General features: G+C 40.1%; 22 protein-coding genes and 1 pseudogene. 11 read left to right on the top strand and 12 right to left on the bottom strand.

Going from position 1 to position 22670, the window contains the following annotated elements; translation table 11 throughout:
• Positions 1-117: 117 nt before the first annotated feature.
• The 3 genes and pseudogenes from L5B71_RS02630 to L5B71_RS10610 form a co-directional block, all read left to right on the top strand.
• Positions 118-1071 (top strand): GlxA family transcriptional regulator, encoded by a 954-nt coding sequence (locus tag L5B71_RS02630; protein WP_265756839.1) that lies wholly within the window; start codon positions 118-120, stop codon positions 1069-1071.
• A gap of 332 nt (positions 1072-1403) precedes the next feature.
• Positions 1404-1889, top strand: coding sequence for a hypothetical protein (locus L5B71_RS02625; protein WP_265756838.1), 486 nt, complete (start codon positions 1404-1406; stop codon positions 1887-1889).
• Positions 1890-1951: 62 nt separating this feature from the next.
• Positions 1952-2017: pseudogene (locus tag L5B71_RS10610) on the top strand (type I restriction-modification system subunit M N-terminal domain-containing protein); the annotation flags it as partial.
• A 391-nt stretch (positions 2018-2408) separates the two neighbouring features.
• Here L5B71_RS10610 and treR read toward each other — a convergent pair.
• From treR to dksA, 4 genes are all read right to left on the bottom strand, one after another.
• A complete protein-coding gene (gene treR / locus L5B71_RS02620; protein WP_265756837.1) occupies positions 2409-3380 on the bottom strand; it encodes a trehalose operon repressor TreR in 972 nt (323 codons plus the stop codon).
• Positions 3381-3411: 31 nt separating this feature from the next.
• Positions 3412-3909: a 2-amino-4-hydroxy-6-hydroxymethyldihydropteridine diphosphokinase gene (folK, locus tag L5B71_RS02615; protein ID WP_265756836.1), complete on the bottom strand. Its 498-nt coding sequence runs from the start codon at positions 3907-3909 to the stop codon at positions 3412-3414.
• Complete coding sequence (gene pcnB, locus L5B71_RS02610) at positions 3906-5282, bottom strand: polynucleotide adenylyltransferase PcnB (RefSeq protein ID WP_265756835.1); 1377 nt, start codon at positions 5280-5282, stop codon at positions 3906-3908. The genes folK and pcnB overlap by 4 nt, the downstream gene beginning before the upstream one ends.
• A gap of 241 nt (positions 5283-5523) precedes the next feature.
• Entirely contained in the window at positions 5524-5961 is a 438-nt protein-coding gene (dksA, locus tag L5B71_RS02605) for an RNA polymerase-binding protein DksA (protein WP_265756834.1), read from the bottom strand.
• A gap of 389 nt (positions 5962-6350) precedes the next feature.
• Between dksA and L5B71_RS02600 the strand changes: the two genes are divergently transcribed.
• The gene (locus tag L5B71_RS02600) at positions 6351-7799 is read left to right on the top strand and encodes an NAD-dependent succinate-semialdehyde dehydrogenase (protein WP_265756833.1); all 1449 of its coding nucleotides are present in this window, start codon (positions 6351-6353) and stop codon (positions 7797-7799) included.
• 55 nt (positions 7800-7854) lie between these two features.
• Here L5B71_RS02600 and argA read toward each other — a convergent pair whose 3' ends face one another.
• Positions 7855-9168 (bottom strand): amino-acid N-acetyltransferase, encoded by a 1314-nt coding sequence (argA, locus tag L5B71_RS02595; protein ID WP_265756832.1) that lies wholly within the window; start codon positions 9166-9168, stop codon positions 7855-7857.
• 123 nt (positions 9169-9291) lie between these two features.
• Positions 9292-9555, bottom strand: coding sequence for a GrxA family glutaredoxin (locus L5B71_RS02590; RefSeq protein ID WP_265756831.1), 264 nt, complete (start codon positions 9553-9555; stop codon positions 9292-9294).
• 201 nt (positions 9556-9756) lie between these two features.
• Between L5B71_RS02590 and L5B71_RS02585 the strand changes: the two genes are divergently transcribed.
• Entirely contained in the window at positions 9757-10683 is a 927-nt protein-coding gene (locus L5B71_RS02585; RefSeq protein WP_265756830.1) for an ATP-grasp domain-containing protein, read from the top strand.
• A gap of 54 nt (positions 10684-10737) precedes the next feature.
• Here the strand turns inward: L5B71_RS02585 and L5B71_RS02580 are convergent, their stop codons facing one another.
• Genes L5B71_RS02580 through L5B71_RS02565 form a run of 4 tightly spaced genes read right to left on the bottom strand, consistent with a single transcriptional unit; the run spans position 10738 to position 13521 of the window.
• Positions 10738-11346, bottom strand: a complete 609-nt coding sequence (locus tag L5B71_RS02580) for a hypothetical protein (RefSeq protein WP_265756829.1) — start codon at positions 11344-11346, stop codon at positions 10738-10740.
• A 58-nt stretch (positions 11347-11404) separates the two neighbouring features.
• Positions 11405-11794, bottom strand: coding sequence for a SufE family protein (locus L5B71_RS02575; RefSeq protein WP_265756828.1), 390 nt, complete (start codon positions 11792-11794; stop codon positions 11405-11407).
• A 4-nt stretch (positions 11795-11798) separates the two neighbouring features.
• The gene (locus L5B71_RS02570) at positions 11799-12998 is read right to left on the bottom strand and encodes an aminotransferase class V-fold PLP-dependent enzyme (RefSeq protein ID WP_265756827.1); all 1200 of its coding nucleotides are present in this window, start codon (positions 12996-12998) and stop codon (positions 11799-11801) included.
• Complete coding sequence (locus L5B71_RS02565) at positions 12988-13521, bottom strand: thermonuclease family protein (protein WP_265756826.1); 534 nt, start codon at positions 13519-13521, stop codon at positions 12988-12990. Before L5B71_RS02565 ends, L5B71_RS02570 begins: the two co-directional genes overlap by 11 nt.
• A 124-nt stretch (positions 13522-13645) precedes the next feature.
• On the opposite strand from L5B71_RS02565, the gene L5B71_RS02560 reads away from it, so the two are divergent.
• The 5 genes from L5B71_RS02560 (at position 13646) to selD (ending at position 18830) form a co-directional block, all read left to right on the top strand.
• Entirely contained in the window at positions 13646-14059 is a 414-nt protein-coding gene (locus tag L5B71_RS02560) for a CidA/LrgA family protein (RefSeq protein WP_265756825.1), read from the top strand.
• Complete coding sequence (locus tag L5B71_RS02555; RefSeq protein ID WP_265756824.1) at positions 14056-14742, top strand: CidB/LrgB family autolysis modulator; 687 nt, start codon at positions 14056-14058, stop codon at positions 14740-14742. The genes L5B71_RS02560 and L5B71_RS02555 overlap by 4 nt, the downstream gene beginning before the upstream one ends.
• Before the next feature lies 1 nt (position 14743).
• A complete protein-coding gene (locus L5B71_RS02550; protein WP_265756823.1) occupies positions 14744-16096 on the top strand; it encodes an anti-phage deoxyguanosine triphosphatase in 1353 nt (450 codons plus the stop codon).
• 187 nt (positions 16097-16283) lie between these two features.
• A complete protein-coding gene (gene nhaA / locus L5B71_RS02545; RefSeq protein ID WP_265756822.1) occupies positions 16284-17471 on the top strand; it encodes a Na+/H+ antiporter NhaA in 1188 nt (395 codons plus the stop codon).
• Between the two features lie 264 nt (positions 17472-17735).
• Positions 17736-18830 (top strand): selenide, water dikinase SelD, encoded by a 1095-nt coding sequence (selD, locus tag L5B71_RS02540; RefSeq protein ID WP_265756821.1) that lies wholly within the window; start codon positions 17736-17738, stop codon positions 18828-18830.
• 76 nt (positions 18831-18906) lie between these two features.
• Here selD and L5B71_RS02535 read toward each other — a convergent pair whose 3' ends face one another.
• Positions 18907-19461: an NAD(P)H nitroreductase gene (locus L5B71_RS02535; RefSeq protein WP_265756820.1), complete on the bottom strand. Its 555-nt coding sequence runs from the start codon at positions 19459-19461 to the stop codon at positions 18907-18909.
• A gap of 330 nt (positions 19462-19791) precedes the next feature.
• On the opposite strand from L5B71_RS02535, the gene sppA reads away from it, so the two are divergent.
• Positions 19792-21648 (top strand): signal peptide peptidase SppA, encoded by a 1857-nt coding sequence (sppA, locus tag L5B71_RS02530; RefSeq protein ID WP_442780737.1) that lies wholly within the window; start codon positions 19792-19794, stop codon positions 21646-21648.
• An 80-nt stretch (positions 21649-21728) separates the two neighbouring features.
• Here sppA and L5B71_RS02525 read toward each other — a convergent pair whose 3' ends face one another.
• Positions 21729-22634 carry a LysR family transcriptional regulator gene (locus L5B71_RS02525; protein ID WP_265756818.1) on the bottom strand — a complete coding sequence of 302 codons (906 nt, stop codon included), beginning with the start codon at positions 22632-22634 and terminating at the stop codon, positions 21729-21731.
• Positions 22635-22670 lie beyond the last annotated feature (36 nt).

Here is a 22670-nt window from a genome sequence, read left to right as displayed (position 1 = left end):
TATGCCCTGCCCAACAAAACAAAAATATTGACTTATTTGTCAAAAATCATAAAAATTGGCTCAATTTGACAAAAAACCACCGCACTTTTATGGCATTGACATAAAAAGGAATATCCGATGCCCATTCCAAGCGTAGCTTTGGTGTTGCACCCAAATTTTAGCCCCTTTCAATTTGCAATTCCGAATATGGTATTTTCAATGAAAATCGCTGAAAAACCCTTATTTGAACTAAAAATTATTGCCGAAGATAAAACAAGTTGTTATGGCGAAGGCGGGATTTATGTACCCGCAGAGGGGGATTTAAGCTTATTGGAAACGGCGGATATTATTATCCATTTTGGCTGGCACAATGTGGCCGAAGCCCCTAGCTTGGCAATGCAGCAAGCTTTTCAGGTAGCCTATCAGCGTGGTGCCTTGATGGTTGGCTTGTGTTATGGCGCTTATCCGTTGGCATATAGTGGCATTTTAAACGGCAAAAAAGCCACGACCCATTGGCTTGGTGAAGCGGATTTCAGGCAGCGTTTCCCTCAAGTGCGTCTGGATATTCAAGCCATTTATGTAGAAGATGGCAATGTGATGACCTCTGCTGGCACGGCGGCTGGGCTAGATTGCTGTTTGGCGATTGTTCGCCGTCAATATGGCGTGAAAATCGCCAACCAAATTGCTCGAATGCTCGTGGTTTCACCCCACCGTGAAGGCGGACAAGCACAATTCATTGAACGCCCAGTAGCCCGCGTATCAGCCAGTGAAAACATCAATCAATTGCTGGCTGAAATACAACAACATTTGGCAGAAAATTATCATATAGATACCCTTGCCACGCGTCTAAATATGAGCCGTAGCACCTTTACGCGTCATTTTCGTCAAGCGACAGGAATGGCGTTCACACAATGGCTGATTGAAACTCGGCTACAACGAGGACGAGAATTATTAGAAAGCACCGACTTAAGCATTGAGCAAATTGCCCAACAAATTGGCTTTCACTCTGACACCGCCTTTCGCCAGCATTTTAAACACAAACACCAGCTTAGCCCACGAGTGTGGCGAAAGAGGTTTGGGAGAGGAGGATAATCTGTATAGTATTTTGAGACCATACAGTGAGACCATACAGAAAGAATCCTACCCTTTAACAAAAGGGGAAAATTGTCGAACAATGTCGTTATATTTTCTTATTATTTGCCTTGTCTAATTTCAGAAATGATCAATGTTATTAATATAGTGTTACATTTGCTAGCGATGTATACATTGTTGGTATTTAAAAATGCTATTATAATGATAACGATATTATGCCTTTATTTTCATATAGATGAATAACAATTTTAAACTTAACCCGACTTGCTACAATCCCCACCATCTCATCACAAGTTGGTGCATCTTGCAGATAATCACTTGGAGGAAAATCGATGAAACCCCTTATCTTAACTGCTATCACTTTATGCCTAAGCGCTTGTTATCACAACGCACCTAGCCAAACAGCCAGTCCATCAACACCATCATCGCCCACTATTTCGGCTACCACCGCACCCACCGCCACGCAAACCGAAATCGCCACCAAAGCCTATGATGGCCCGGTCAAATCCTTTACCGCCTTTGGCAATAGCCCAGCCCCTTGGCGTGCTGTAGTAGTTGGCAATGCAGAGGAAAACGGCAACACCTTATCACTAGAAGGCGATTTACCGGTTAGTCAGATTGAGGCACGGCGTTTAGCCTATGCCCGTGGTGTAGAATTTTATGGCAATGTGCAAGGCAAAGAGGTTGTGTTAAACATCCGCACCCAAAAATGCATCGAACAAGGCAAAGCGTATCCCTTCACCGCCAAGATTCGCTATGGCAACAAAAGCTACAAAGGCTGTGCATTGCCACAAGCCATTGCACATAGCCCAACTTAAATTTTAAATTAAGGTATTAAATAATGACCCAAACCTAACAACGCGCCGAACTCCAACGCCGAATCTGGCAGATTGCTAATGATGTCCGCGGTTCAGTAGACGGCTGGGATTTTAAGCAGTATGTTGTAGTGATTCATTAAAATAATAGTCCTTGACAGGTTCTTTTCATTAAAGTAACTATGATTGGGCAGGTTTTCAGCTATACTAGGGAAGTACAACAGGAAAAGGTGGAAGAACGGATAGCCAGCGAAGTGCTTAACGAAGAAGCTAGTAGATGCTACCCAAAAACCTCGTTAAAACACGAATACGCCAGCGAAAATGGCACCGAGTTAAACGACATTTTGCCAAAACTTAGCCTACTAAAGCCCAAATACCACACCAAAAAGTAAATGGCATTTCAAAAACTTGTGGCACTTGTGGAGAAATTTAAAGAAATTGGGGGGGGAATTCTAAGCAGTACCGGTGGCTGATAAAAATTACCCAGTAGATATATGATAAAACGCTTCAATTGTTAATGTGTTAATGATCATTATTAAATGAATGATTATTGACCAATTTACACTCAATACAATTGACTTCAATTTTTCCTTTGTTCAACAAATTAAATAACTGTGCAATCGCCTGTTTTCCTGCGATGGTAAAACCGAGATCTATGCTTAGAATTTCGGGAAATAAAAAGCGTAGTAGAGGATTGTTACCAATACCAGCCACAGCAATGTTTGTGGTATTGTTTTCTTGTAACCATTTTACAACCCCTATTGCTAGTGTATCGGTAGCACAGACTATGGCAGAAACTTGTGAAAAATCTACCGCACTTGCTAATTGATAAGCACTGTCATAGCTCAATTCACCTAGCACCGCATAAGGCGAAAGCTGATGGGTTTGGCAAAACCTAAGATAGGCTTGGTAACGCAAGTAACCCGTGGTCATATCACTTTCTTGTACACCAAGATAAGCAATTTTTTGATGACCTTGTTGAAGCAGTTTTTCTAGCAACAAGGTGACGGCACGTTGTTCGTCATAGTATACGCAAGAAAATTTCGGGTAGTGGCGTGCGATGACCACTAAATTTTTTTGCCAACCTTGCAGATCTTGTTCTTCCAGTCCTGAAAACGCAAATAAAATTACGCCATCAACACGACGTTGCTGAAAGAACTTGAGATGTTCTTGCAGACGGTGCATTTCCATTTGACTTTCTACAATAATCGGCTCGCAATTTGCTGCGTAGAGTAGGGGCAGCATTGCTGAAAGGGCTTGGTTTTCCGCATTGGAACTTAAACGCGTGACGATAATGCCAATCATTGGATTACCTTGCCCACGCATTGCCCGCGCGGATTGTGAAGGGGTAAAGTTGTTTGCTTGAATAATGGCTTGAATTTTCGCTCGGGTTTCTGCACTCACTTTACTATCTTGGTTTAACACGCGGGAAACCGTTGATTTTCCTACGCCGGCCAAGGTAGCAATATCTTTAATCGTGAGTTTTTTTGCCATTATTCGATCCTGTTAATAGGGAATATCCTAACTATTCAAGTGCGGAGCTTTTTTGCAGAATTTTCATTTCGTGATGGTGAAATTGTTGTACTAAATCCACCACGTTTTTGCCGTCGGGCAAGGTTAAGTTAGGCGCAATATCATACAATGGTACGATAACAAATTCCCGATTTTGCATATCATAATGGGGAACGGTTAAGCGTTCAGACTGAATAATTTGATCACCGTAAAGCAGAATATCCAAATCTAACGTGCGTTCGCCCCAACGGCGCAGGCGCACACGCCCTTGTTCTTGCTCAATACGTTGTAATTGATCGAGCAAATCTAATGGTGCTAATGCAGTAGCTAAGCAAGCGACCGCATTGACATAATCAGGCTGATCCTGTGGCCCGAGTGGCTTACTTTGATAAAAATGGCTAACTGCCAGCAGTTGCGAATGGGGCAGTTGCTGTAACGCTTGTAGTGCATTTTCTAGTTGTTGCACAGGGGTGGCTAAATTGCTGCCTAAAGCGATATAAACTTGTTTCATTGTACGGTTGACTCTTTCTGCGTTTTACGTTTTCTTGGGCGATAACGTTTTTTCTTTGGCGTTGGGTGAAGTTTTTGATAGCTTTTCATCAAGGCGTTACGCTGTTCTTCATTACTAAATTGGTATTCGTGCCACCAAGCTGCGAGCTCAATGGATTCGCCTCCCTCCACTTGTGCGCGCATTGCGAGCAAATCAAAGGCGGCACGGAATTTGGAGTGTGTCATTACACGCATTGGCGCGTTGCCATTACGTTTTAGTAGTTGTAATTGTAAGAACCAAATATCACGAATCACCCCAGTATGGCGGCGCGGTGCGGCAAGACTTATTGCAAACTGATCGAGCACATCATTACTGGCTAAAGCATAGGCATCGTGATTATTTAAGCCGCCCTCGTTTTTCAGCACTTCTACTTTTTCTCTTAATGGATACCAGAAGAAACAAGCAAACAAAAAGGCGGGATTAATGCGTAGTTTGTCAGCAATACGTTCATCTGTTGAAGTGAGCGCAGTCAAAATCATTCGCTCTGCAAAGCTATCGTGTTTTTCCGTGAAATAAGGTATTAGCGTTGGGAAAAGCTGTTCAAACAAACCGTATTGACGTAGCAAATGATAGGTTTTTACGCCATTACCTGTTTGCAATAATTTTTGTACTTCATCATATAAGCGAGCAGGCGGAATATTGCGCAATAGGTGTGCCATTTGCTTGATTGGGGCTTCGGTTGGTTTTTCCAAAAACATATCTAATTTTGCCATAAAGCGAATGGCGCGTAGCATACGCACGGGATCTTCTTGATAACGAATGACGGGATCACCAATTAAACGCAATTTGCCTGCGTTGATATCTTCAATACCGTGGTAGAAATCACGCAAAGTGTTATCTTGCGGATTGTAATAAAGGGCATTTACACTAAAATCACGGCGTTCTGCATCTTGTTCTAGCGTGCCGTACACATTATCACGTAACAACATTCCTTCACCACTTTGTTTGGATTGGCGTTCGTTATTATGCTCAGAATGGCTAGCGCGAAAAGTTGCCACTTCAATAATATCACGTCCAAATAAAACGTGTGCCAAACGGAAACGTCTCCCGATCAAACGGCATTGGCGTTGAAAAATCGCTTGAATTTGTTCAGGACGGGCATTGGTGGCAACATCAAAATCTTTTGGTTTTTTATCGAGCAACAAATCCCGCAAACAACCACCTACGACATAGGCCTCATAACCATTACGTTGTAGTTTTTGCACCACCGTAAGGGCATTTTTATTGATCATTCTAGGGTGAATACCATACTGTGAGGCTTTGATAATGTGCTTTGGATAACGACGAGAAGATTTGTCTTGTGATTTATTTTTAGCAGGTATAGCCTTTTCCATTAAAGCTGGAGAAGCTCCTGTTTCGCTATGATAGGATGAGGTATTTTTTTTATGCGTCGGTTTACCAGAACGTGCTTTAATAGCGACTTCTTTCGTTGTGTTATCTGCTTTTTTCTTAAACAGATTTTTGATTAAGGTTAAAATAGCGAACCCCTTAAGTAAAAGTGAAAATGATATTAATCAAAAGTGCGGTTAAAAATTACCGCACTTTTTAGTTCGACAAAATTATCTATATAGGCAATTAGCCTACCATTTGTTTTTCACGAATTTCAGATAAGGTTTTGCAATCAATGCAAAGATCGGCAGTTGGACGAGCTTCTAAGCGGCGTATACCAATTTCGATCCCGCAAGAATCGCAATAACCAAAATCGCCAGTATCAATTTTTTTTAGTGTATGTTCAATTTTTTTCATTAATTTACGCTCACGATCACGAGTGCGTAATTCTAAACTAAACTCTTCTTCTTGCGTTGCTCGATCCGCTGGATCTGGAAAGTTAGAAGCCTCATCTTGCATATGAGCAACGGTTCTAGAGGTTTCTTCTTGAATTTGCTTTTTCCAAGCTTCAAGAATTTTTTTGAAATGAAGAATCTGCTCATCATTCATATATTCTTCATCTTTTTTGGGCTGATAAGATTCCACTCCAGCTAAGGCTAATAAACTTAAAGAGGATTGAGCCATTCGTTTCTCCTAATCGTAATTCATCCATTTTAACTTAGTATAACTGACCCTATTATCGCCATAGGAATAGCAAAATTCAGCTATATTTTTGACCGCACTTTTGCGTCAAGTTAAGACTTTTTGAGGAAAGCCTAATCCCATTTCAAAATCAGTCTCTTTTTTAAAGAGCGGTATAAATATCAAAACTTTGAGAAATTAGCAAATAAATTTACGCAAGATAAAAAATTTTTACAAAATAAATCTCAATTTTGAGACCTAGTTAACAAAATATATATGTGCAAATGTGCAAAATGGTTTATTGTCAGCGAAAACATAAAAAGACTAGACAACTTTTGAGTTAGGCGAGTATCTTTTAAGAATGATCTTTTTAATAAAAAGAGAGGGCAAAAATGCAAAAATTTTCATTGATAAAAACAAAAGGTTATATTAATGGTGAATATGTAGAAAATATAAATGGGAAAACTTTTGCGGTGTTGAATCCGGCAACGCAACAAGAAATTTGCCAAGTGGCAGATTTAAGCGTTGCAGAAACGGAACAAGCCATTTTAGCGGCGGAACAAGCGCAAAAACAATGGAAAAAGGGATTACCGAAAGAGCGAGCCAATATTTTAACCCGTTGGTATGAACTGGTGTTACAGCATCAAGAAGAACTTGCACAAATTATTAGTTTAGAACAGGGAAAACCTATTGCCGAAAGCCGTGGTGAAGTACTTTATGGGGCAAGTTTTATTCAATGGTTTGCGGAAGAAGCGAAGCGAATTCAAGGGGATATGTTGCCTTCAGATAAAAGCAATCATCGCTTAATGGCAATGAAACAGCCTGTTGGTGTGGTGGCAGCCATTACGCCTTGGAATTTCCCAAATGCGATGATTACACGAAAAGCTGCACCCGCCTTAGCAGCTGGCTGTGCCGTGGTGTTAAAACCTGCGCCAGAAACGCCATTATCTGCCTTAGCTTTAGCAGAATTAGCCACCCAAGCAGGATTGCCAAAAGGCTTGCTGAATGTCATTCCTACTACACAAGCGGTGGAAGTGGGCAGAGTGCTGACAGAAAGCCCAATTATTCGCAAATTGACCTTTACTGGCTCAACCAAAGTGGGCAAATTATTAATGGCACAATCGGCGAGTACGGTGAAAAAATTATCCTTAGAACTAGGAGGCAATGCGCCTGCTTTGGTGTTTGATGATGCAGATTTAGACAGTGCGGTGGAGGGGGTGTTTGCCTCTAAATTCCGTAACGCAGGGCAGACCTGTATTTGCACCAATCGTATTTATGTTCAAGCAGGAATTTATGAAGCCTTTGTGCAAAAATTTTGTGAAAAAATACAACAAATTAAACTGGGTGAAGCCAATCAACCAGATGTCACAATGGGGCCTTTAATCAGCAAAAGTGCTGTGGAGAAAGTACAACGTCACATTGATGACGCCCTACAAAAAGGTGCTAAACTGGTGCTTGGTGGTAAACCATCAGATCTTGGTGGGACATTTTTCCAACCTACTGTTTTAAAAGATGTTAATCAGACAATGTTAGTCGCTAAAGAAGAAACCTTTGCGCCTTTAGCTCCGATTTTTAAATTTGAAACGGAAGAACAAGCCATTGCAATGGCAAATGACACGGAATTCGGCTTGGCGGCTTATTTCTTCACGCAAAATATTAACCGCATTTGGCGCGTGTCAGAAGCCTTAGAATATGGCATTGTAGGCATTAACGAAGGCTTGGTGACCAACGAATTTGCCCCATTTGGCGGCGTGAAAGAATCTGGCATTGGGCGCGAAGGCTCACACTACGGCATTGATGAGTTTTTAGAGCTAAAATACCTTTGCTTAGGCATAAAATAAATAGGCTAAAGATAAAATAAAAAATAAGGGGCTGTGTGGCCCCTTTGTTATTTTGCTATACCGTTAGATCTTTAATCAAAATCTTAGAACGACGCTGGTAATTGTATTTTTCTCTTTTTTCTACGGGGAGATCTTCTACTTGCGCTAAAGAAAATCCACGCTCTTGAAACCAATGTACGGTGCGCGTGGTCAGTACGAATAGTTGCTTAATCTGCTGTTCTTTTGCACGTTTTTCAATAGTTTCTAATAAAATATCACCACGGGAAGAATTACGATAATCTGGGTGAACGGCAACGCACGCCATTTCTGCCATTTTTTCTTGTGGATAAAGGTTAAGCGCAGCACAAGCAATGATCACGCCATCACGATCAATAATAGTGTAGTTGGCGATGTCCATTTCTAGCTGTTCGCGAGAACGTTTGACCAAAATTCCTTGCTGTTCCAATGGATGAATGAGTTCCAACAAGGCTGGAATGTCAGCCACATTTGCAAGACGAATGCTTTCTGAATTTTCCATTGAGAGCTGTGTTCCCACGCCATCTCGAGTGAAGAGCTCTTGTAGCAATGAGCCATCTTCTTGATAACTTAATAAGTGAGAACGTTTCACGCCGGCACGACACACTTCAATAGCAGCCTGCAAGAAACGGGCTTGTGAGCTGTGGTATTGATCTTGTGAAATAAAGCGATGTAAATATAGCTCGGCATCTTGTGGCAATAAATCGGTAATGGTTTCTTGCTGATCATTTAAAATCCCTTGCGTATTAGAAAAGGCGATCAATTTCTCAGCCTTAAGTTTGATCGCCACCTGCGTTGCCACTTCTTCAAAAGGCAAATTAAAGGTTTCTCCCGTAACAGAAGGAGCAATTGGCCCAAGTAGTACTATCGATCCCTGATCTAATTGTTGCTGAATTTTCTCGCTATCAATACGGCGAATTTTTCCACTGAGTTGATAATCTACCCCGTCATCTACGCCTATGGGTTGTGCCAAAATAAAATTGCTACTTACCACATTAATAACCGCAGAATGGGGTAGGCGCAAAGAAAGGCGTGCGATAATATCATAATTTAATTTGCCCACCGCTTGTTTCACCACATCAAGGCTATGAGGATCGGTGATACGAATATTTTTATGATAAGTGGGTGTAATACCTTGCTGTTCAAGGAGATGATTGATTTGCAATCTTGCACCAAACACAATGACTAATTTAATGCCAAGGCTGTGGAGTAGGCTAATATCATTGATAATATTGATAAAATTTGGGCTGGCAATGGTGTCGCCATCAAGCATAATCACAAAGGTTTTGCCTCTGTGCATATTCACATAGGGGCTAGATTGTCTAAACCATTGTACTAGTTCTGTGCTTCGCATAATATTCTTTCCCATAATTATTCTTTTAAAATGAATTTATATTCATTTTTAAAAATGTGCAAGGGAAATTTTGCGGATATAAAAAGTGCGGTGAAATTTCACCGCACTTTGTGTTGTTAGCAATTAGTTTACCACGTTGAATTGTTCTTTGATTAACGCAGCGAAGTCGGTGTAACCGCCTACTGGTTTTTCATCAATGAAAATTTGTGGCACAGTTTCAACGGGTTTGCCCACAGAGGCAGACAAGTCAGCTTTGCTGATTCCTTCTTCGACAATATCAACATAGCGATAATCAAAATCAGATAGGGTTGTTTTTAATTTTTCTGCAAGCTCTTTCGCACGCACGCAGTAAGGGCAGCCTGAGCGACCAAAAATAACAACGAACATAATCATTTCCTTTTGTTGAGGCCAAGCATATTGGCTAAATAAAAATGCAAAATAGACAAAATGCCTAGCGAGATAAAAATTTGTGCAAATTGTACTGATTATGGCAAAAAGAATAAAGGAGTTTTTTAGCATTGCTGTAATTGGTGTAATATATCAAAACGACAATTTGAGAGCCTTATATGATTAGTTGAAGTATAAAAAATGAAATTATTAATGTTATGCCGAGAACCACGCCTTTATAGTTGTCAGCGCTTAAAAGAAGCAGCAGAAAGTTGTGGGCATCAAATGGATATTCTCGATCCAAATCGTTTTATGCTAAAACTCAGTGAAAAGCCACCGCACTTTGATTTATATTATCAGCCAAATCACGAAGCTGAGCCTTATTTATTGCCAGATTATGATGCTGTGTTGCCACGGTTTGGAGCAGCGAGTACACAAATGGGGTGTGCCGTGTTGCAGCATTTTCAGGCAAAAGGTGTGGCTTGCTTAAATGACGTTGAGCCTTTTCTTAAAGCGCGTGATAAGTGGCGGAGCTTGCAGATTTTAGTTCAGCACGGTATTGGCGTTCCGCCTTCTTTACTGGCTGGCAGTGAAACGCGGGCGAAAGAAAGCCTTGAATTGATTGGCTCGCCGACCATCTTGAAAACGTTAAGTGGCTCGCAAGGCATTGGTGTGATCTTAGCGGAAAGTAGAAGTAGCGCTAGTAGCATTATCGAGACACTCAATCATTCTGGTGTATCAGTACTAATGCAAAAATTTATTAGTGAGGCACAAGGTGGTGATATTCGGTGTTTTGTTATTGGTACTGAGGTTATTGCCACAATGGAACGTAAAGGGCAAGCGGGTGAGTTTAGAGCTAATATTCATCGCGGAGGAAGCGCAGTGCCAGTGCGATTAAGTAAGCAAGAAAAACAAATTGCCCTTTCAGCGAGCCAAGCTCTAGGGTTAGATGTTGCAGGTGTGGATCTGATCCGTTCAAGTGAAGGCTTATTAGTATTAGAAGTGAATGCTAGCCCCGGACTAGAAATGATCGAAAAAACCAGCGGTCTGGATATTGCGTTACAAATGATCTTGTATTTAGAAAGAAAAATTCGTACAAAACCTAATCATAATACTACAGCGCGGTGAAAAAATGGTGTTTTTAAAGCACGCTTGAGCGTGCTTTTTTGTGATTAGACGATATTAGCTGTTTTCTTTTATTTGTGGATTCATCTCAAATGTTGGCGGAAGTTGAGGGTTGATTTCATCCTCATTAAGTTTTTCCACCTCAGGGGTTGGTAAGAGCCTTTCATTCTCACTATGTGGGCTTTTTTCTTTGCCTAATAGCTGTGGCAAGATTTTACTGTAACTGCCTTTTGGTGATAACACACTGCTGATAAAAGCACGGTTAAAATCATCGCCAAATTCTTTGTCTAATACTGTGTCATTTAAAATAAAATAGCCTTTTTGGGGTAAGGCAATATAGCTCAACACATCTTTAGGCGAGAAATCGGGAAAGATTTTTTGTAGTTCATCTAGCCAATTATCTGTATCGCCTTCCACGTTAAGGGATTTCATTTCTTTGATTAAACTAATGGCGAAACTTTTGCCTTCTACGGGCTTGTCAAAGTTGAAGGAGAGCATTAAAGGGCGTTGATTTTCTTGATAATTCCCCGTTTCTGAATAGAGACTTAGGGTGTAAATTTGAAATGGTCCCCAGTTATAATCAGCATTGCCCACCATTTCCCAATCCGCCCAAAGTGCGGTGGAAAATAAGGTAGAAATTAAAAATGCGACAAGTTTTTTTTTCATTCTTCTTCCTGATAAATTGCTTGTGGCGATTATAGCAAGTTTTTTATTTTTGACAGATTTAGTTTGTACAAATTGATAAATTTCGCACAATTTGCTCAATTTGTTTTAAACCATTTAAGCGGGTGCTGCTTAATCGTTGAGCAATGCCAAGTTCATCAAAATAATTGGTCAAATCAAAGGATTGTAATTGTTCTGCGGTTTTGCCATTAATTTCTTGCAGAATTAGCCAAAGTAAACCGTTAATAATGCGTGCTTCGCTAAAGGCATTAAACATAAAAGTGCGGTCGTTTTTGGGTTCAAATTTGAACCAAACCTTGGCTTCACAACCTGAAATAGGCTGCATTTGGGCGAGAGCTTGTTCATCAGGGCGAGAGAGATTTTTTCCGCTTTGAATGATGAAACGGTAGCGATCTTCCCAATTTTGGGCGTTTTTAATTTCTGTTCTCATTGCGTCAATCTAACAAGGCTAAGGCGTTATCCAACGCGTTAAAAAAGTGTTCAATATCTTGCTCATTATTGTAAGGGGCAAGGGAAAGGCGTAATGTACCACGTTGTTCGAGCCTTGCCAAATAAGGTTGAGCGCAATGTTCGCCAGCGCGCAGGGCAATATTTTGTTCGCTCAACAGGGTTGCGAGATCAGAAAGATCAATATGCTTAAATAAAAAGCTAATAATTGGGCTGTGATCGCCATAAGCAAAAAGATGGCAGGCAGGGTATTGTTGCAGGCGAGCGGTGATTTTTTTGCTTAATTGCGCGACATACTGATGTGCGGCATTGTTATCCCATTTTTCTAGCCATTCTAGCACTGCATTAAAGCCGATTACACCAGCAATATTGGGTGTGCCAGCTTCAAGTTTATAAGGTAATTCGGCAAATTCTGTTTGCTGTGCACTGACTTTCTGCACCATTTTACCACCGAATAATAAGGGCTGAAGTGGGTTAAGTGCGGTCAATTTTCCTGCTAAAACGCCAAGCCCTGTTGGACCATAAATTTTGTGTGCGGAAAAGGTGAGAAAATCGACGTCAAGCTGTTGTAAATCAATGGAAAGATGATTAATCGCTTGTGCCGCATCGGCTAAGATGAGTGCGTCACTTTGGCGGCGAATAATCGGGATTAAATCCGCCAAAGGCTGCACCACGCCCGTTACATTGGACATCATAGTCAAGGCAACAATTTTGCAGTTTTTTTGTACCGCACTTTTTAATGTACGATCATCAATAACGCCGTTAGTCTGCAATGGCAGGATGATCAATTTTGCTCCAGTTTTTTGGCTTAGCTGCTGCCAGCTGACAAAATTGGCGTGGTGTTCTGCTTCACTGATGATAATTTCATCTTGTGGGCTAAGCTGTGGCAGCAGACCGTTCGCCACTAAATTAATGGCGTGCGTTGTGCCTGATGTCCAAATAATACTTTGTTCACTTTCGGCATTGATCAGCTTTTTCACTCTTGTGCGTGCTTGTTCGTAGTGTGCGGTTTGTTGTTCATCATATTGGCTGCGATGTACCGATCCTGCGGATTGATAAAAGGCAACGGTAGCATCAATCAAGGCTTGTGGTTTTAAGCTGGTGGCTGCGCTATCTAAATAAACGGCTGCGTTAGGTTGTTGAAAATAAGGGAAATTTTTCCGAAATTCAGCGGGGTTAAAAGCCATAGAATGATCCTTTTTCTTTTTGTTGGCGTTTTTGTTTACGTTGTTCGCTTTGCATTTTTCGCCATTGTTCAGGGTAAATCGGTTGCGGATCTTGCCATAAACCGACACGTTGTGCGCGTGCCTGTTGCTGTGCACTAAAATAGCGTTGATCCCTTGCATAACGTTCATACACCCACGCCATTCCTAGTTTTACCATTGCAAGATTGACATTTTGCCCTTGTTGGTTATATACCGTCGCAAGCGTGCGTTGATAGCGATCATAGCCCACAATTTGTAGCTGAACCGCTTGCTTATGAATTAAGTTTGCTAAGGTTTGGCGAGATTTATTGCCAAAAGGTTGTTTCTTTTCAGGTGCATCAATACTGTCTAAACGTACTTTGATTTGTTTGTTATTTTCAAGCAAGCAGCGAAAGGTATCGCCATCAGAAATTGCCACAACACGGCAAGGAATGATACGCACCGCTTCAGCTTGAGGAAACCAAAATATTGTTGTAATAAGGAACAAGAAACGCTTTTGTAACATTCTGATCATATTTGATTTAAAAAAAGCTTGAAATTTCTCTTATTGTAGCGAAAAGCCATAACAAAACGAATAAAATAAGAGTAGAATTATTACGATTTTAGTAAATTAACAAATTTATAGTAGTATGACACAGAAGATTTTCCAGTTATTACGTTCTTTTGCCATTCTTTTTTTGATGCTTTTTCTCGGTGAGCAGATCGCGCATTTTATTCCTATTGGTATACCTAGTAGCATTTGGGGATTGCTGTTATTATTCGCCTGCTTAATGTTACAAGTGATTAAAGTGCATTGGATTTTCGCAGGTGCAAGTCTATTAATGCGTTATATGGCAGTGTTGTTTGTACCGGTAAGTGTGGGGATTATTCAATATTCCGACCTTTTGATCAACCAAGCCAAAGTGCTCTTGATTCCTAATGTGATCGCGACGATTTTGACATTGGTACTAAGTGGCATTTTGGCGGATTATCTTTTTTCTCAACAGTCTTTTGCTGGATTACGCAAAAAAGTCTTGAAAAAACGGGCTAAGGAGAGCAAATGATTTACGCTTATACTTTTCTTACCCTTGCGGTGTTTATGGTTGCCTTGCAGATTAGTAAGCGGTTGAAATCAATCATTTTTAATAGTTTTATCCTTACCGTGGCAATGTTGATCACCATTGTAGTGATGTTTAATGTACCTTATCCCGACTATATAGTGGGTAATGCGCCGTTAAATCATTTATTGGGGGTGAGTGTGGTTGCCCTCGCATTGCCGTTATATGAACAATTTCGCCAAATCAAAGCATACTGGAAAACGATTTTATTCATTGCCACGCTTTCTTCTTTGTTTTCTATGATAGTAGGTGCAGTGTTGGCACTAATGCTCGGTGCTGATCTTGAAATTGTGGCCACGATTTTACCCAAATCGGTAACCACGCCGATAGCTATGGAAATTGCAAAAAATATTGGTGGTATACCTTCTGTGGCAGCGGCCGTTGTGCTAATAGCTGGTTTACAAGGATCTATGTTTGGTTATTTAATTTTAAAAATGTTCAAGATTAAATATGCCGAATCAATCGGGCTTTCTATTGGTGCGGTATCACATGTTTTAGGTACAGTTAGCTGTATGGAGGTAGATCCTAAAGCGGGTAATTATAGTTCAATTGCACTTGTCCTTTGTGGCATTTTAAGCTCTATTTTTGCACCTCTTATTTTTAAGTTAATTTATTTGTGGGTTACATAAAATGATCAATGCTGGTAATAGCTTTTGGCATGAACGAATTGTTCCAGATAGTCCAAGAGAAAAAGATCTTCGTCCGCCCTTTCGGCGTGATCGAGGACGTATTCTTCATAGTGCAGCTTTTCGTTGCTTACAAGCCAAAACACAAATTCATGCAGTTGGAGAGAATGATTTTTATCGTACACGTCTTACGCATTCTCTCGAAGTAGCACAGATTGGAAGTAGTTTGGTGGCACAGCTCAAATTTACGGAAGCATTTGCACATTTAGCTGATCAATTAAAGACGGATAAAAACACCTTACAAAAACAACTAAAGCCCTTATTGCCTTCCAATGATCTAATTGAAAGCTTGTGCTTTGCACATGATATTGGACACCCACCTTTTGGACATGGTGGGGAGGTGGCGCTAAATTATATGATGCGTGATCACGGTGGTTTTGAAGGCAATGCTCAAACCTTTCGCCTGTTAACTAAACTTGAACCTTACACACCCGATGCAGGAATGAATTTAACTCGTCGCACTTTATTAGGTGTAGTTAAATATCCAGCTCTTTTAGATAACGTTTCTCCGCAATATGCGGCAATGTCCCAATTACACCAAGACAGCTTGAATAAACCGAAAATGGCCGATTGGATACCGGGTAAAGGTTTGTTTCGTGATGATCTTGATGTCTTTATTTGGTTGCTTAGTCCATTGACAGAAAAAGATCGTCATTTATTTCAACGATTAAATAATGAAAGAAAAAGTCCAGAACAAATCTTAAAAACCTGCTACAAGTCTTTAGATTGTAGCATTATGGAGTTGGCTGATGATATTGCCTATGGCGTTCATGATTTAGAAGATGCTATTGTGCTAGGAATGGTGCATCAACACCAATGGCAAGAAGCCTTTGAAAAATTGCAAGATTGTGATTCTGAATGGATCAAACAACATATTGAATCAATTAGTCGTAATTTATTTTCTCCTTATCATTATGAGCGAAAAAATGCCATTGGTGCGTTGGTTAATTATTTTATTACTAATGTGCGGTGGAAAATTAGTGCAGATTTTTCAGAACCATTACTTCGTTATAATGCGGAATTATCCTCAGATGTTATTGCAGTGCTGAAAGTATTTAAGAATTTTGTTTGGAAATATGTGATTTGTGACGTTAATACTCAACGGATTGAATACAAAGGACAAAGAATGTTGAGAGAGATGTTTCAAGTTTTTGCCAATAATCCTGAGCGTTTATTACCCCCTTATGTATTTGAACAATGGCGTAATGCGGATGAAATGCATAAACAACGTGTGGTATGTGATTATATTGCAAGTATGTCTGATGCCAATGCAAGGCGTTTGTATCAGCAGCTTTAATGAAAAAGAGTGGTTAAAAATTGAGTAAACTTTTTAATTTTTCAACGCATAACGTCAATTTTCTGGATTTTTATTGACCAACTTTTTATTTCTATGTTAGAAAAATAAAGGATCATTTTTGTTAACATGCAATAATGTTGATTTTATTTAGGCTAATTAGCCAATGTTTATATTTCAGGAGAGGTTAATGGTTCGATATATTCGCTATTTTATGAAAATGGAAGCCGCAGGGGGAATGTTATTGCTATTTTTTGCAGCCTTTGCCATTTTGCTTGCGAACACACCATTAAGTCGGTTTTATTTTAGTTTTCTCGATGCACCCGTGGTGATTCAATTTGGTTCAATTGTACAGATTAATAAACCGTTATTGATGTGGGTAAATGATGGGTTTATGGCAGTCTTTTTTGTTTTAGTAGGGCTAGAAGTTAAACGAGAATTGCTTACTGGGGCAATTTCAAGTTATCAAAAGGCTATTTTCCCTGGAATTGCCGCCATCGGTGGAATGATAGTTCCCGCACTAATTTATTGGTTTATCAATAAAGATACCCCTCACTATCAACAGGGGTGGGCTATTCCTATGGCAACAGATATTGCGTTTGCGTTAGGTGTGCTTGGTTTATTGGGGAGTAGAGTACCTTTTGCATTAAAGGTATTTTTACTTGCTCTCGCAATTATAGATGATTTAGGTGCAATTATCGTTATTGCATTGTTTTTCTCACAAGATTTAAGTACTCGAGCATTGATTCTAGCAAGTGTTGCGATTATTGGATTAATTTTGCTTAATCGCTTTAAAGTATCAAATTTAGGTCCTTATGTGATAGTCGGTTTAATTTTGTGGGTATCGGTATTAAAATCTGGTGTACATGCGACTTTGGCGGGCGTTATCATTGGGTTTAGCATTCCTTTAAAAGGTAAAAATGGAAGGAAGCTATTGCATGAGATGGAGCATATTCTTGCACCTTGGTGTTCATTTTTTATTTTACCTTTATTCGCTTTTTCTAATGCAGGTGTATCTTTGTCTGGCATGGGAGTTGAAACCTTAAATTCTCCTCTTACTCTTGGCGTAATTTTAGGGTTGTTTGTAGGGAAATTACTGGGCGTATTTTTATTCAGTTACCTTTCTGTTTTATTACGAATAGCAAAATTACCTGAAGGAATTAATTTTAAGCAAATCTTTGCTATTGCTTTGTTATGTGGCATAGGATTTACTATGTCAATGTTCCTTGCAGGTTTAGCTTTTGGGGGGGAAGGGGAAAATGAAATGGTAAGTTTTGCTCGAGTTGGAATTTTAATTGGATCTGCATTGTCCGCAATTGGTGGTTATATTTTATTAAGAGTGTTCACTAAACCAGTTACAGCACAATCTACCGGGTAAATATGGGAAGCTTCAAAAGCTTCCTTTATGGGTTCTTCTCTATGCTAAGTAAAATAAGAGACAATTTAGCTTGCAGTTCTTTCGGTCAAGTTATGCATTAATAATAATTTGCTGTAATTGCATACGGTAGCGTAAGTTACTCTATGAGTACGATGTTATTCATTATCCGATATCTAAATTCTGATAAAAATAATTATATGTTATAAAATCAGCATATCATATAATAGAGCGAGTCTCATCAGTTGATGGTAAAGCGAGGAAGTTATGCAAAAAGAAGCAAATCTTAATGATATTCAAAATGAGCTAGATCAAACAGTCACAGAAACTATCCGCCTAACTCAATACAGCCATGGTGCGGGGTGTGGTTGTAAAATTTCTCCCCAAGATCTTGAGACAATTTTACATTCGAAAATGGAAAAATTTATCTCTCCAAATTTAATGGTAGGCAATGAGACCAAAGATGATGCGGCTGTTTATGACATTGGTAATGGAATTGGGGTTATCAGCACGACAGATTTTTTTATGCCAATTGTAGATGATCCTTTTGATTTTGGTCGCATAGCTGCCACCAATGCCATCAGTGATGTTTTTGCAATGGGAGGAAAACCTATTATGGCGATCGCAATTTTAGGATTTCCAATCAAATTACTCCCACCAAGCGTAGCACAACGTATTGTTGATGGTGGGCGCTTTGCCTGCCAACAAGCTGGGATCGCCTTAGCGGGTGGGCATTCGATTGATGCACCCGAGCCAATTTTTGGTTTAGCAGTAACAGGCGTAATTTCTACCGATAAAGTGAAAAGGAACGACTCAGCACAAGCTGGTTGCAAACTTTATTTAACTAAGCCGCTCGGTATTGGCGTTTTAACCACGGCTGAAAAAAAAGGAAAGCTCAAGCCAGAACACAAAGGTCTTGCCACCGCAACAATGTGCCAAATGAACAAAATTGGTTTGCAGTTTGCTGAATTAGAAGGTATCACTGCAATGACTGATGTAACAGGCTTTGGCTTGCTTGGTCATTTAAGCGAAATTTGTGAAGGTTCTCAGCTAAAAGCGAAAATTTATTTTGAGCGAGTTAAAACCTTAGAGGGAGTGATTCACTATATTCAAAAAGGCTATGTACCAGGTGGAACAGCAAGAAACTTTAATAGCTATGGGCATAAAATTTCTGTGATGAGCGAGCTACAAAAAAATATATTATGTGATCCGCAAACCTCAGGAGGATTACTTATTGCGGTTAAGCCTGAAACTATCACACAAGTTACAGGATTGGCAGAAAAAGAGGGAATAGAATTATTTGAAATTGGTGAATTAATTGAGGGGACCAATTCTCAATCATCATTAATCGAAGTGCTTTAGCTAAGTAAGATTGAAAGGTTAACTAAAAAGGTGAGATTTTCTCACCTTTTCTTTTTCTGTATCGAAATAATCAAGCTTATAGGTAACTTACCAGATCAGATATATCTAATGTTTTTGCTTCACGATTCATTTTTTCTTCACCTGTTCCAACCATTAGCAAAGCGATCACTTTATCATCTTCCTTACATTGTAATGCGTTGCGTAAGGCTGATCCATTAACCCAAGGACCCGTTACCCAAATATTGTCAAAGCCTTGTGCATTGGCTGCAAGTTGCATTGCGTAAGTAGCACAACCAGCACTAAGCATTTGTTCCCAAACGGGGACTTTGGCAATATCTTTTTGGATTTTTGCGATGACTGCAATGATCATTGGTGCACGATTAGGTAAATTTTCCGCTTTTTTCAACCGCTCTTCACCGAGGGTAAGCTCTTGCGCGGCACTTTTTAATAAGTTACCAAGTTTACTTAACCCTTCTTTTTCAATCACCACAAAGCGATAAGGTTGCAATCTACCGTGATCAGGAACGTGCAGTGCGGCTTGGAAAATCTGTTCAAGTTGCGCTTCGTTTGGCGCGGGCGCAAAGAGTTTCTTGTTAGAACGGCGTGAAGTGAGTAGGGTTAAAGCGTCCATAATCAGTCCTTTTGTGATCATTTTTGTTATGAAAAGTGCGGTGGATTATAGCATAGTTTTTTGTATTAGATGCGTGCGATAGAGAAAAGCCCTTTTATATCGGGCGTTTGAATAAATTTAACATTGGATTCTCCTTGTGGTGGGAGCAACCATAGCAAAACCTGTTTAAGTGCGATGATTTTTTTGCGAATTTTGCGATTGTGATGGAGAAAATAGAGCAAGGCGGATAAAAACAGTCATTCTGAAAAGAATTATTCGCATTTGGGCGTTAATCTGTTTATGATACGCCTTCTCAAATAAAATCAAAAAATAAGGAAACCTATGAAATCGCTGATGAAACTCGGCTCTATGCTGTGGCGAGGATTAAATTTTGTGCGCAATGTTGTGATGAATTTAGTCTTTCTTGTTTTTGTACTGTTTCTTTTTGCGGTGGTGAGTTTGCTCACGAATGCAAATAAAGAAACCCAAGCGCCATTGGGCGCAGATGAAGGGGCGTTATTGCTGAATTTAGATGGATATTTAGCGGATAATCGTGAAGAAATTCACTCTTTGCAAGATTTGTTGAAAGAAGTAGATTCTCAATATGTACCGCGTCAAATTTCTACCTTTGATTTAGTATATAGTATTCGATCTGCGGTGAATGACCCACGCATCAAAGGCTTGGTGTTAGATCTTAATCGTTTTGAGGGGGCAGATTTGCCTGCGATTAAATATGTGGGCAAGGCAATTAATGAGTTTAAACAAAGTGGTAAGCCGGTGATTGCTTATGCGGATAGCTATACGCAAAAACAATATGTAATTGCGAGCTATGCCGATGAAATTTATCTCAACCCGATTGGTACGGTGGAAATACAAGGTTTGGCGTTGGAAAATCTGTATTACAAAGATTTGCTTGACAAGCTAAAAATCACGCCACATATTTTCCGTGTAGGGACGTATAAATCTGCCGTTGAGCCATTTTTGCGTAATGATATGTCGGCAGAAGCCAGATCCAATATGCAACGTTGGTTAAATACAATGTGGACGGATTATAAAACGCTGATCGCAAACAATCGTGAAATCCCTGTTGCGAATGTCTTACCTGAGGCGGAGCAATATTTCGCGAATTTGAAAGCGTTAAATGGGGATTTGACGGCTTATGCCCAACAGCAAAAATTTGTTACGCAACTTGCTGATCGTTTCACTTTAGCACAAAAACTCACCGCACTTTTTGGTAAAAATGCAGAAGGCAAAGCAAAATTGTTGCCGTTTGATCGCTATTTGTCGGATTTACCTGATCGTATTGAAGGGGAGGGGGAAAATCGCATTGCGGTAGTCAATGTTGAAGGCGCAATTATTGACTGTGAAACCGATGAAAATGGCGTTGGTGGCGATACGATTGCCACATTGTTGCGTCAGGCTTATGAAGACAAAAAAATCAAAGCCGTGATTTTACGCATAAATAGCCCTGGTGGCAGTGCCTTTGCGTCAGAAATTATCCGTCAGGAAATTGTGCATTTACAGCAAGCAGGTAAACCAGTGGTGGTGTCAATGGGGGCAATGGCCGCTTCAGGGGGATATTGGATTTCTAGCACGGCAGATTATATTTTAGCTGATGCAGATACCATTACAGGATCTATCGGTATTTTTGCGATGTTTCCGACCTTTGAGAAAGCCGTGGCAGAAATTGGCGTGAATGCTGATGGCGTGGCCACTTCACCATTAAGCCAGCAATCTTCTTTTGGTGGCATCTCAAAAGTAAAAAGTGATCTTTATCAACTGGAAATTGAACACGGTTACGATAAATTCCTTTCGCTTGTTAGCAAAGGCCGTCAGTTAGCTAAGGCTGATGTAGATAAAATCGCACAAGGTCAAGTATGGTTGGGATCGGAAGCCTTGCAAAATAAATTGGTGGACGAGCTAGGTAATTTTGATCGCGCGGTGGAAAAAGCAACTGAATTGGCTAAGGCAAAACAAGGTGATCAAAGTGCGGAACAATTTAGCGTAGAATGGCTAATTGAACGTAATGATTCTATGTTCGATGCCTTAGTGAAAAGCTTTGGCAAAGGTGCACAACAGCAATTATTCAGTGCGCTTGGTTTGGCAAAACCGTTCAATGAAGTAAAACAACAGCTCAATCAACTGAGCCAATTTAATGATCCAAAAGGGCAGTATTTATACTGTATTAACTGCGGAACATTACGCTAAAAATCATTTTCCCCTTTTATGCAAATAGAAGGGGAAAATTTTTAAAAATTGCACCGCACTTTTTATTCCTATTATTTCTTCTATTTGTTGCTAGCATTTTCTTGGCATAATCCAAGCTGGCTTAAAAAATCCACGAAGGCTTTCACTTTTGCAGCTAAATGACGGCGGTGGGGATAGACAATATTCATATCAATCTGATGTTGCGGATAGTCAGCCAACACTTCCACCAATTCCCCCGAAGCTAATTCATTTTCAATCAGAAAACGGGGTAAATTCACAATGCCGAGTCCCGATTTTGCCAGTTCTGCCAGCGCCAAGCCACTGTTGCACATTACATCAGCTTGCACGCGCAAGCGCTCAATTCTTGTGCCGTTGATAAATTCCCAAAATACTTGATTATTATTGGATTTATACAGCATTATTTTGTGTTGATAGAGTTCTTCAGGCGTTTGTGGAATACCCTTTTTAGCGAAATAATCAGGCGATCCCACAATGTGCATTGTTGAACTCGCAATTTTTTTCGCTACGAGCGAACTGTCTTGCAAATTGCCAATACGTAAAGCGAGATCAAAGCCTTCGGTGATTAAATCCACTAAACGATCGTTAAATTCAATATCCACTTCAAGATCGGGATTGGCGTGCAAGAATAAGCCCAAATTAGGCGCAATAAAACGCAAGCCAAAATCCCGTGGCACGGAAATATGTAGCTTGCCTTGCAATGCGCTAGCAAGATTGCTGATACTGGCTTCGGCATCTTGCAATTCCGCCAGAATAGGCTGGCAACGTTGGTAATAAAGCAGTCCCGCTTCAGTAGGCACAATCTTTCTGGTGGTACGCTGCAATAAGCGGGTTTTCAGCTGTTCTTCTAGTTGTGAAACCAGCTTACTCGCCATTGCTACGGAGATATTTTGCTGTATAGCGGTTTGGGTAAAACTTTGCGTTTCCACCACTTTACAAAAGACAGAAATTGCATTGAGTTTATCCACTTATTCTTCCTTTTAAAAAAAAATGATTGACCAATC

It is taken from the genome of Avibacterium sp. 21-586 (assembly GCF_026226775.1).
Taxonomy (GTDB): domain Bacteria; phylum Pseudomonadota; class Gammaproteobacteria; order Enterobacterales; family Pasteurellaceae; genus Avibacterium.
Note: the sequence above shows the minus strand (reverse complement) of the source record. Positions and strands in the feature narration are given on the sequence as shown.